Here is a 12,219-nt window from a genome sequence, read left to right on the forward strand (position 1 = left end):
CTCATAGCGCGTTAGCCTGTTTGAATACCAAAGTGATGTTTGATTGCTTTGAGGTAGCGTCGGCTAACGGGCACCTTATGACCAGACCTTGTGGCCTGTGATTGGTGAGTGATGATACTTACGCAGGTATTGCTATCTCATAGCGCGTTAGCCTGTTTGAATACCAAAGTGATGTTTGATTGCTTTGAGGTAGCGTCGGCTAACGGGCACCTTATGACCAGACGGCGTAATAATGTCTGCGCTGGCATTCTCGTGTAGTTGAATTTCTTTGATGGCTTGCTCGGCGATTAGGTATTGCTTGTGGCAGCGTAGTAGCGCACTTTTTTCTTCTAAGGTTTTTAGAGTGAGATGAGTGTGGCTTTGTCCCGCAGCGGTAATGATGTGGATCCCGCTATGATCGCTCATCACATATTCTACTTCCGACAGCTGGATCAGCTTAATGGTGTGGTGATAGTAGCAAGGTAAGACTGTTAAGTTAGGCTTGTCATCAAAAAGCATCGGCTTAGGTGTGTGATCTTGTTTTAAGCGGGTCAGTGTCTGCTGTAAACGCGATACTTCAATAGGCTTTAAAATGTAGTCAAAGGCCTTTTCTTCAAACGCTTTAATGGCGTATTCATCATAGGCGGTAACGAACACTATGCGTGGTAGTTGGTTGTCATCGAGCATGCTGGCGAGTTCAAGGCCGGTGATTTTTGGCATTTGAATATCCAAAAAAATCAAATCGGGCTTGAGTTTATTAATTAAACTCAAGCCGGCAATAGCATTGGCTGCTTCGCCGACGAATTCAAACTCGCTTTCTTGCTCAAGTAAATGCTTGAGTTCATCGCGGGCCAAGGGCTCATCATCAATGATTAAATAACGGATCATGAGCGGGGCTCCTTGCTTGTATTTGTTAGGGATTTGGGTAAGTAAATATTCACTTTAGTGTAAACATTTGGCTCACATTCAATGCTTAAACCATAGTCTTGACCATAGGCATTTTTGATTCGTTTATCGACTATGTCTAAGCCCAAACCATCACTGGTTTTGCTGCGATAAAGGCCCGCGTTATCCTGCACACAAAGGCATACTTGCTTTGGGTGTTCGTTTAAGTCAATAGTGATGCAACCTCCCTCTAGTAAGTGAGAGGTGCCGTGTTTGATGGCGTTTTCAATAATAGGTTGTAAGGTAAAGCAAGGTAAGCTCAGCGAGTAGTCATCAGGGCTGATATTGATCTTAACGTCAAGCCTGTCGCCAAAACGAGCGCGCTCTATGGCGAGGTAGGCTTCGACATGTTTAAGCTCTTCCTCTAGTCGCGTAATGTCACAGCTGCGTTTTAAGTTTTTGCGAAAAAAGTGCGACATAGACAACAGCAGTTCGCGGGCTTTATCCGGATCGGTTCGGGTCACTGCACTGATGGTGTTGAGAGCATTAAACAAAAAATGCGGATTTACTTGGGCATGAATCAGCTTGAGTTCTGATTCAGTAAGTAAACGCTTTTGTTCTAAAAACTGGCCAAATAGGATTTGATTGGAGAGCAATTTTGCAATCCCTTCACCTAAGGTGCGATTGATGTTAAGAAACAATTTATGTTTTGGCTCATAGAGTTTAATGGTGCCGACGACTTCACCATCGCCAATGCGTAGCGGAATAATAATTGCTGAGCCCAATCGGCAATGTTTGTCGACACTACACTGATAAGGTAAATTCACGCCATCGGCAAACACAATTTTGTTGTCTTTGATAGCGCCTAATGTCAATGGTGAGCTGATAGCTCGACCGGGTTTATGGTGCTGATGGCCAATACCAGTGAAGGCTAAAATGTGCTTTTTATCGGTGATCGCAACGGCACCGACCTTGGTTTCCTCTAAGATAATATTGGCGATTTGCTCGGCGCTTTGCTGGGTTAATCCCTTGGCCATTATTCCTACTGTACGCTCGGCAATCAACATGGCTTTGGCTGAAAATGCACTGGAAAATTTATCAAACATGGCCTTTTGATCGCGGATCATATGCATAAACAAAGCGGCGCCAAGGGCGTTGGCTATCAGCATCGGCGGGGCGATAAGGGTGACCAGTTGCCAAGCTTGGGCAAAAGGCTTCGCCACAATAAGGATGACCGCCATTTGCACTGCTTCGGCGGCTAAGGTGATGAAAAAAGCAATCAAAGGGCTAAATAGGGCTTCTATGTTACGTTTTCGCACTAAGTACAGGTGCAGTAACCCCCCCATTAATCCTTCTAAAGTTGTGGAAATAGCGCATGCTACATCGGTAAAGCCCCCCATGGAATAACGATGTAAGCCGCCTGTTAAGCCGACAAAAAATCCCACCACGGGGCCGCCTAATAATCCGCCCAATACCGCGCCGACGGCACGGGTATTAGCAATGGCATCTTGTACTGCTAAACCAAAATAGGTTCCCATGATACAAAAGCTACTGAACACCAAGTAAATAACCACTTTGTGAGGCAAAGACACGGAGATCGAAACCAATGGCTTAAATATTGGCGTTTTACTAAAAAGGTACGCGATCACCAAAAATACGCTGAGTTGTTGAATCAATGAAATAATAAGCGCCATAGTGCGATTTTTACCCCGTTTGAGCTTAATGCGTTGTCAACGCCAAGAAATAAATAGGAAAAGGGAAGTCATCTAGGATTACTTAATCTTACAACAGCTTTGTTTATCACTTTGTTAAATAGCCCGCATAAAACCCTATCGATACTGAGTTTTACTGTGCCTTGTTAGTTCGAAATTTGTTCATAAAATTAATAAAAACTAAAACTGGCTTGCAAATCAGGCGCTGATTGGTATTTTGTCATCTCGGCTTGCGCTGAATTATCTACAAATAACCAATGTCGGATTGGTTAAACGATAGGCGAGGCAAAGGAATATGTGTTTCTTTAAGGCCTCATTTTTCAATCCTAAACAAATTTTAAGTTGGGTTTATCATGCAAAAAGACAGTATTAATAACGTTCACATAAGTTCAGAACAAGTTCTGATCACGCCAGCAGAGTTAAAAGCGAAACTACCTGTATCAGACAAAGCGTTACAATTTGTGCAAGATGCACGTAACACCATTTCTGATATTATTCATGGTAAAGATCATCGCTTATTGATCGTCTGTGGTCCTTGTTCCGTCCATGACCTAGACGCTGCTAAAGAATATGCCTATCGTTTAAAGAAATTGCATGATGAATATAAAGACACTCTGTATATCGTAATGAGAGTGTATTTTGAGAAGCCAAGAACCACCGTTGGTTGGAAAGGCTTTATCAATGACCCACATATGGATAATTCATTTGATGTTGAAACAGGTTTGCACCTAGGTCGTGAATTATTGGCTTGGATCGCTGAATTAGAATTACCTGTAGCGACAGAAGCGTTAGACCCGATTAGCCCACAATATTTAGCTGAACTATTCAGCTGGTCAGCCATTGGCGCGCGTACGACTGAATCACAAACCCATCGTGAAATGGCCAGCGGTCTATCAATGCCTGTCGGCTTTAAAAATGGTACCGATGGCAGCTTAGCGACAGCCATTAATGCGGCGCAATCGGCGGCGGCGTCACACCGCTTTATGGGGATCAACCAAGAAGGTCAAGTAGCACTGCTACAAACTCAAGGTAATCCAGATGGTCACGTTATTTTACGTGGCGGTAAGCAGCCTAACTACGATTCGGTAAATGTTGCGTTAGCTGAGCAAGAAATGGAAAAAGCGGGCTTACGTCCTGCCATTATGGTCGATTGTAGCCATGCTAACTCAAGTAAAAATCATGAGTTACAGCCTAAGGTTTGTGACAATGTGATCAGTCAAATTCAAGCGGGTAATCGCTCGATTATTGGTGTGATGATTGAAAGCCATATTAATGCAGGCAATCAAAGCGCTGATTTACCACGTGAAGAAATGAAGTATGGTGTATCAGTGACAGATGCCTGTATCGATTGGGATACCACGGCTGAGTTGTTAAAGAAAACCAATGACAATTTGGTTGCTCCGCTAAAAGCGCGATTAGGTCAATAATAGGTAAGCTTATGGCGCATCCACTAGATAATTTACGCAACCAAATAGATTCTGTCGATCAGCAGTTGGTTGATTTATTGGCGCAACGGCTCGCTTTGGTTGCGCAAGTCGGTGAGGTGAAAACCGAACACGGCTTGCCAATTTATGCACCCGATCGCGAAGCGGCTATGTTAGCGAAAAGGCGTGAAGAGGCAGATAAAAAAGGGGTACCACCTGATCTGATTGAAGATATTTTACGCCGCACCATGCGTGAATCTTATGCCAGTGAAAATGATCACGGCTTTAAGATAGTGAATCCGCAGTTGCGTAATATTGTTGTCATCGGTGGTGGCGGCCAGCTTGGTAAGTTGTTTGTTAACATGCTGCGCTTGTCTGGTTATCAAGTGGATGTGCTAGAAAAAGACGATTGGCAGCGCGCTGACGACTTACTCGGCAATGCCGGTTTGGTCTTAGTGGCGGTGCCAATTGAAATTACCCAAGAGACCATTGCGCGGTTAGGTAATTTACCCAAAGATTGTATTCTAGCGGATATTACTAGTACGAAATCAGGCCCTTTACAGGCGATGCTGGATGTACACTCTGGTCCAGTGGTTGGCTTGCACCCTATGTTTGGCCCAGATATTTCAAGTTTTGCTAAGCAAGTGATTGCTTACTGTGATGGTCGAGATGCGCAGCAATACCAGTGGTTGATTACCCAAATGCAAATTTGGGGGGCACGCTTGTATCGCACTAGTGCTCAGGCACATGATGAAGCGATGACTTTGATTCAAGCATTGCGCCATTTCACTAGTTTCGCTTACGGCGTGCACTTGGAATCGGTCAATGCTGATGTGAAGCAATTACTTGAGTTATCATCGCCAATTTATCGCTTAGAGTTAGCGATGGTTGGGCGCTTGTTCGCGCAAGATCCTGAGCTCTATGCTGATATTATTATGTCGAATCCAGACAACCTGAAGATGATCCAAGCTTATCATCATTCCCTAGGAGAGGGCGTGAAGTTACTTGAAGCGGGAGACAAAGAAGCTTTTGTCGCATCGTTTAACCGGGTAAGTGATTGGTTTGGTGATTATGCGCAAATGTTTATGAAAGAAAGTAAGGCGCTACTCCAGCAGGCTCATGATAGTCGTCACTATCAAGAGGATTAGTCAGTAACCTGTACTCTGGATAAGCATAAGAATATATTTCCCTATACGCTTTGCGCTTTCATCTCTGAAAACGAAAAAGGAGTCTTTGGCTCCTTTTTTCATTTTTATCTTTTGAAAGAGTGTCTTATTAAAGCTAGTGGTTGGTTTTTGTACAGCCTAAATCAAACTTGCTTAGCTTGGCTTCGATATCAATAATCTTACGTTTGTAAGTGCCTTTCACGAATTGGTAGTCCAGCTCTGGTGCAAACCATAAATACAGCTTGCGGTCTTTCTTTTTGATTTGTTGAACTTTGATGGTGCGATAGTTTTTACCTAGTATATTAAGCTCTTCTTCACCGACAACACTGAAGTAGTAATGGCCTAATTCATCACTCTTTTGCATCAGAAAGTCGAATTCTTTCGTGTTGTTTATCAGGTTTTGACGCATTTGTGCGGAAATAGCCTCAAAGTCTAAAATGGGTTGATTGAAATCAGAGTACTCAGTTTTTTCATCATTCGCGGTGACTTTACTGACTAAGCCATTATCACTAAACCACGCACTGACTTTTGTATCTGTTAAGCCCTTTACTTCTTGTTTAAATTCTCGGGTTAGATATTGCTGTTGTGTATTGCTCCAGTACACCTTAGATTGATGTTTACCGGTGAAGTTGAACATTAAAAATGACACTTTACCTGAGGTTGTCATGTCAGCTTGTTGCCGCTGCCATTTTTGTTGACGATGAATATTTCCGACATGACTGTTTTTGTAAAAAAATTGATAGCTGAATGAGTTAGTACAACCTGTGCTGGTGGTACTTGACACCTCGGTTGTGGCACCAGGACTCTGTTGTTGAGTTTGGCTTGTTGTGATTGTTTCGTTGTCTGCTAATGCTGCGTTGGCTTGCATGGTCAATGTCATGCAGCAGGCTAACAGGCTTGCTTTGCTGTAACTCAATAATGGAACGAATGCGCCCTTTGAGGTGTTAAGTAACCACATAAATTTTTGGCTCCTGCCTATTCGTTATGCTTTTTTAGGTTGTTCACTTGCTTACTCAATGCGCCTAACCGTTGTAATTGCGTTGACTCATTGGGCTTAGTATCAATAATAGAGCCATTTAAACCTAATGCATATAAGTCTTTATTAAATAAAAGAAACTCATTGTCGGTTATGTCGCCAAAGGCATGCACTAAAATGGGCAATGATGTATGCGCTTTTAAGCGGCAAGTTTGCATTAAATTTAGTTGGGTGTGCTCTCCTTGGTATTGGCCTTGTTCACATAGTAATACTTGTTGGTTTCCTTGCTCCATAATGGTGGTTGCACAGCTAAGCCAATTATCGTTATTGGCTGTTTTTCCTCGCACTAAAATAACAGGCCGGTGCTGACGGCCCAGTTGTTCTAACAGCTCGCTGTTATGCATTTGGTCACCCGCAACATAAAGTAAGTCGGCATATTTGGCGGCGTTATTAAGCTCATGTAATTGGTGCACCGGTAAAATGAGTAATATGTTAAGAGCCTTTGCCCGTTGCTGGCATGCCTGCCATAGCCCTTGTTGGTTTTGGTTTGAATGGGTTGTATCTTGGTTAATTAAAATGGCCTGTGCACCGGCATTTTTCAGCTGCTGTGCTTGGTTGGCAAAATCATCTTCATTAATTACTGTGGCACATGCAATTAGGTTAAATTTTTGATTGAGTCGACTGAGTGCCGCCGAGTGCGATTCGTTATCTGGCACAGGTGTTACCAATTCGGCACTGTGATGAATTTCAGCCAGTTGGGCACCGGGCACCTGAGTCGCTTTTACTTCATTACTTGGGTAGCAGCCAAGCACTTTGAGATATTGAGTTTGTGGGGTTATCTCGGCTAATGCTTGTGACATGGCTGGGCTGTCTAAATTAGCCGCTAGATCAATATAAAACATTTCCTCCCAAGGATTGCCTTGGATTGGGCGTGATTCTAGCTTAGTCATGATCAGGTTATATTTTTTAAACACACTTAAAACGTTGAGTAATGCGCCAGCTGTTTGCCCCGTTGCCAGTACTAAAGTGGTTTTAGCAGGAATTTGACTGGTCACGTTAATGGCTTTGCGCGCCACCAAAATAAAGCGACTAAGGTTTTCTTGTTGGTTAGTGATATGATTTTTTATGTTAACCAATTCAGTGCAAAACTCTTCTTCAATATTGCAAATAACCGCGGCGTGAGCGTTGTTTTTTACTTGCTCGGCGGCTTGGGCACTGGTTAGGGTATAAACAATATTTATGTTGTCTAGCTGTTGGATGAAGTGGCTAGATTGCTGTGCTACTTGTGGCGTGCAGTACAAGGTATCAATTTGCGTTATTGGCAATTCACGGTTGGCGTACAAGGCATATTCGGTATTAACGACAATTTCACCGACGATAGATAAGCGAGTGTGTTGCAACAGATCGTAAACTTCATTAATGCTGCCTGCACTGGTATTTTCGATCGGTAAAATGGCGCAGTCAGCGCAACCTTGTTCTACTTCTTGTATGGCTTGTTGAAAATGTTTACATGGCCATTGCACTAGGGTTTTACCTTGGCGATTGATGTACTTGATACCAGCGAATAAACTTTCAGTTTCAGCGACAAAGGCCAGCTTGATTTGTGGCAGGCTATGCTCAGGGTTAACTAATTGCTGCAGGTAAACTTGTTGAGAGCGAACCGAGTCTTCTAAAATTGTGTGATATATTTCAGTGATATAGTGTGCGTCTAAGCCAAGATCTTTACCTTGAATAATTAGCCGCTCAAGTAATGCTTGCTCACGCTCTTGGTCGCGTACTGGCCTTGGATTAGCCTGTTTGCTGCGAGCCACATCAAGGGCAATGGCTTTTCGTTTCGCTAATAAGGTTAATAAATCACTATCGAGTTCTGTGATGGTGCGTCTAATTTCTTCTAAGTCTAAGCTAGCCATACTGTTTCCTGAATATAAAAAAACCTCCCAGAGGGAGGTTTATTATGTCGTTTTTATTAATATTTACCAAATTGGTTTTTATGCGGCGGCTTCTGTCTCTTCTTCTACGACGCGCTTATGTATAGCAGTGCGTTGGGCATTCGGTTTATCAACGTGTTTATGCAGCTGTTTTTCTAGCTTTTGCCCCAGCTTATTAATGGCACAGTACAAATCATCATGGGTAGCAGTGGCAAATAAATCTCCGTTGGGAATGCCGATAGATGCTTCAATTTTAAAGCCTTTTGGCTCTTGAGTAATGATGAAATGTGGTTTGATTAACGGTAGCTGCATTTTTTCTAATCGGTCATAACGAGCGCTTATTTTTTCACGCATTGGGGTAGTGATAGCCATATGTTTACTAGTAATTTCTATAGTCATAAATAATGCCCCTTTTTGATAACTATTTTCTGTTGCTCCATTTCAGGTTACGACTTTATAGAAATAAAAAAGTGATCTTGATCACTCTTTGTCATTACAAAGAGAATAAAGAAATCATTTTATGATCTGGTCTTGTTTCTGCTGCAGAATATCTTTTTTGTCCTTGTTTTAAGCTAAGGGGTGTAGCAGTATCAATAAGGATAAGGTGGTGCTGCAGCAAGGCGTGCCTGTGCAATAAATCACTCTTCTGATTAAGATCGTTTTGAGATATAGCTCCTCAAAGTAGGTGAAGTGGCGATTGTTTAGTCAGTTCTTTCTCTTTCTTGCTGTATTAATCATATTAACTACATTTTCTCACCTAATTGATGTGTGGCTAAGTTAATATAATAGTATTAAAGTTCTAAAAGCTATTGGTATATGTTCAAAGGATTATTTAACAAGAAGGCTGGCCATATTACTAGTGAAGAAAGCCATCATTTAGACTCTTCTCCCGAGCAAACTACTAGTAGCAAGTTAGTCGACTCTCGCTCAGATGCTAACCCGTACGAAGGGCAATGCGTTTTTTGGTATTGGGATTTTGCAGATGACAAGATTTATTTTCAAGGTTGCAATTCCACTAAACTGGCCAAAATTACCGCACAATCATCCCTAAAGAGCAGTGAACTTATTGCGTTTGTTTGTCCAGAAGATAGAGCCACATTTCGCGTTTTTTTAGACGAAGCTTGGCGTGGTGAAGCGCCTGCGCCACTTGAATATCGAATGCTCAGCCCGGAAGGCGAGGAATTTTGGGTGGTGACTATGCTCAGTCAGCCCATATTTGATGGTTTAAACAAGCCGAAAATCTTGGCGACAACAACCGAGCAAACTTTATATCGCAGTGCCAATGAATACCGTCAACAGCAAAATAACTTATTATTACATTTAGCGACCGATCCGGCTTTACATCAAGGTGACAGTGCTAATTTTTTTGCCCACTTGGCGGAGCATTTAGAGCCTGTTTTTCAGCTGCAACACATTAGTATTTGGATTGCTAACGAGACTTTGTCTTCGCTTACTTGCGTTGAGTATTCTGGTGATGGCTTTGGCAAACTCGGCGAGGTATTACTACGTCAAGATCATCCCAGTTTTTTTAAGTCCGTTGCTGAAAACAAAACCATAGTGGCCAGCGATATGGCTTTTGCTCCCCATACCCAAAGCTTAGATGTCCCCCAACATATTAGTTCTAGTATCCAAACCAGTATTGTTTCTGAAGGTGTGGTTAAGGGGGTTATTTTATGTCAGTCCGCTGGAAAAATGCGTCAATGGAGTATTGATGAGCAAGCATTTTTAAAATCTGTGGCGGCGTTGGCGGCGCGAGTGATGGAAATGGCGCAACGTGGACTGCAGGAAAAAGCGCGGCTACAGCGTGAAGGATTGATTGATATTATTGCCAGTGCCATTTCGGCTGAAACGGGACAGGGCTTTTTTAATGCATTGGTTAGTGAATTAGCGAAAGCATTAAAAATGCGCAGCGTGATGTTGTGCGAGATTGAATCGGAATATACCGCGCGTACGTTAGCGATGGTGGAAGATGGTGAACTGCAGCAAAGTATGATTTTTTATACCGCAGGCACCCCTTGCGAGAGAGTGGCCAGTGCGGGACCGCAGATTTTTAAAAGAGAGGTGGGAAAATACTATCCCGATTGTGGTGAATTTGTTGATTGGCCAGTAGAAGGATATGTTGCTTGGCCGTTGATTAATGGTCGCGAGCATATTATTGGTTACTTGGTATTAATGAGTGACGATGTGATTGTGGATGAAGCCAATGTAAAAGTGTTGCTGCAAACATTTTCCTTACGGGCGTCGGCAGAGCTGGTACGTAAACAAGACGAAGCACAATTAAAGCTTTCTGCAGTGGCGTTTGAAACCAACGAAGGTATCATTATCGCTGACCCTAATGCTTTGATTTTAAGGGTTAATTATGCTTTTACGGAAATAACAGGCTATGCTGCTGATGAGGTAGCAGGGCAAGACATTAGCATCCTAAATGGTGAGCGTCGTAGCGACCAAGATATTTCTTTGTCACAGAAGTTAGATGAAGAAGGAAAATGGAGTGGTGAGTGTTGGCGGTTACGCAAAAATGGCGAGCTGTATCCACAATGGGAAACCATTACTTCAGTGCGTGATGATGACGGCAACGTAACCCATTATGTTATTTGTTTTGAAGATATGTCAGAGCGTAAAGCTGCTGAAAAGCGTATTGAAAATCTTGCTTATTATGACGAGTTAACTGGCCTACCTAATCGACGCATGTTACTTGAAAGTTTGTCTGATGCATTTGAACATGCTCAGGCGCACAACATGATAGGTGCTTTACTGTTTATCGACTTAGATCATTTTAAAACCATTAATGATTCTTTAGGTCATGCCGCTGGCGATTGGATTTTAGAGCAAGTGGCAAGTCGATTACGTAACATGATCCGCGATGGCGACATTTTGGCCCGTTTAGGTGGTGATGAATTTGTGCTGCTGCTACCGGATTTGTCTGAAAACCCACCTCATGCTGAGCAGCAAGCTAATATTGTGGGTGAGCGCCTCATCCAGATCGTTTCTGCGCCGTATCATTTTGGTGAGCAGATACTTCATATTGGTGCGAGTGTGGGCATCACGCTATTTCCAGGTAAAAAACAAAATGCCAGTGACTTGTTAAAGCAAGCGGATACAGCCATGTATCAAGCCAAATCAGCAGGGCGCAAAACCTTAATGTTCTTTGATATGGACATGCAAAAGCAGGCGGATAAACGCTTAACTATCCATAATGCGCTGCGCTCAGCGATTGAGAAAAATGAATTACTGCTGCATTTCCAGCCTCAGCATATGGTTAAAACGGGCGAAATAGTTGGTGTTGAAGCCTTAGTACGCTGGCAGCCGGAAGGTAAGATGCTGATCAGTCCGGTTGAATTTATTCCCATTGCTGAAGAAAGCGACTTGATCATTGAAATTGGCTATTGGGTGTTACTAGAAGCATGTAAACAGTATATGAAGTGGGTCGAGCAGGATATTCAGTTGCCGCAAATCGCAGTGAATGTTAGTGCAAAGCAGTTTCACCATGTTGATTTTGTTGAGCAAGTAGAAGAAGCGTTGCACTTATCTGGGATGGAGCCAAGCTACCTTAACCTTGAAATTACTGAATCTGTGGTGCTTGGTCATGCCGAAGAAACTATCCGTAAAATGACGCTGTTAAAAGAAAAAGGTATTAGCTTTTCAGTGGATGATTTTGGTGCAGGTTACTCTTCTTTATCTTATTTGAAGCGCTTACCGGCTGATGAGCTTAAAATTGATCGTTCCTTTATTCGTGATATTCCACGCGATGCCAGTGATATGGCCATTGTTGAGGCGGTTTTGGCCCTTGCCAAGCATATGGGGTTTAGTGTAACTGCTGAAGGTGTGGAAACTCGTCAACAGTTAGAGTTTTTACAAAAGCAGGAATGTAACTTCTACCAAGGGTATCTTGCCAGTAAGCCAATCACGGGCGATGCCATTGTCCGTTATGTGAAACGGCTAAAAACCATCTAACCTCTTTCTCTCGTCATATATAGGGGATTTTAGCTTTTACGGTTAAGATCCCAGCAATCTGTTACAAGAATGCCGATCTGGTTTCAACTTAGCGTAAAGATGATTGCATTTCACCTTTGATTAGCTATGGTTGAATGAAACATTTACAGTTGATTTAATTAACTGTTTTTATATCGTTTCAATACCTTAAGGTGT

At 42.7% G+C, this 12,219-nt stretch carries 8 protein-coding genes; 3 read left to right on the plus strand and 5 right to left on the minus strand.

What is annotated here, in order from left to right; all coding sequences use genetic code 11:
* Positions 1-147 precede the first annotated feature (147 nt).
* Both btsR and K1M91_RS03280 read right to left on the minus strand, forming a co-directional pair.
* Complete coding sequence (gene btsR / locus K1M91_RS03275; RefSeq protein ID WP_232800130.1) at positions 148-867, minus strand: two-component system response regulator BtsR; 720 nt, start codon at positions 865-867, stop codon at positions 148-150.
* Complete coding sequence (locus tag K1M91_RS03280) at positions 864-2,558, minus strand: sensor histidine kinase (protein ID WP_232800131.1); 1,695 nt, start codon at positions 2,556-2,558, stop codon at positions 864-866. The genes btsR and K1M91_RS03280 overlap by 4 nt, the downstream gene beginning before the upstream one ends.
* 371 nt (positions 2,559-2,929) lie before the next feature.
* Here K1M91_RS03280 and K1M91_RS03285 point away from each other — a divergent pair, with 371 nt between their 5' ends.
* Together K1M91_RS03285 and tyrA are read left to right on the plus strand one after the other, a co-directional pair.
* Positions 2,930-4,003 carry a 3-deoxy-7-phosphoheptulonate synthase gene (locus K1M91_RS03285; RefSeq protein WP_232800132.1) on the plus strand — a complete coding sequence of 358 codons (1,074 nt, stop codon included), beginning with the start codon at positions 2,930-2,932 and terminating at the stop codon, positions 4,001-4,003.
* Between the two features lie 11 nt (positions 4,004-4,014).
* Entirely contained in the window at positions 4,015-5,148 is a 1,134-nt protein-coding gene (gene tyrA / locus K1M91_RS03290) for a bifunctional chorismate mutase/prephenate dehydrogenase (protein WP_232800133.1), read from the plus strand.
* A 133-nt stretch (positions 5,149-5,281) separates the two neighbouring features.
* Here the strand turns inward: tyrA and K1M91_RS03295 are convergent, their stop codons facing one another.
* From K1M91_RS03295 to raiA, 3 genes are all read right to left on the minus strand, one after another.
* Positions 5,282-6,124, minus strand: a complete 843-nt coding sequence (locus K1M91_RS03295; RefSeq protein ID WP_232800134.1) for a DUF3108 domain-containing protein — start codon at positions 6,122-6,124, stop codon at positions 5,282-5,284.
* 17 nt (positions 6,125-6,141) lie between these two features.
* Positions 6,142-8,052, minus strand: coding sequence for a chorismate mutase (locus K1M91_RS03300; RefSeq protein WP_232800135.1), 1,911 nt, complete (start codon positions 8,050-8,052; stop codon positions 6,142-6,144).
* A gap of 78 nt (positions 8,053-8,130) precedes the next feature.
* Positions 8,131-8,469, minus strand: coding sequence for a ribosome-associated translation inhibitor RaiA (raiA, locus tag K1M91_RS03305; RefSeq protein ID WP_232800136.1), 339 nt, complete (start codon positions 8,467-8,469; stop codon positions 8,131-8,133).
* Positions 8,470-8,886: 417 nt separating this feature from the next.
* Between raiA and K1M91_RS21335 the strand changes: the two genes are divergently transcribed.
* Complete coding sequence (locus tag K1M91_RS21335; protein WP_282561083.1) at positions 8,887-12,024, plus strand: EAL domain-containing protein; 3,138 nt, start codon at positions 8,887-8,889, stop codon at positions 12,022-12,024.
* Positions 12,025-12,219: the final 195 nt, after the last annotated feature.

The sequence above is a fragment of the Motilimonas sp. E26 genome (genome assembly GCF_021278025.1).
In the GTDB taxonomy this organism is placed as follows: domain Bacteria; phylum Pseudomonadota; class Gammaproteobacteria; order Enterobacterales; family CBDFNC01; genus Motilimonas.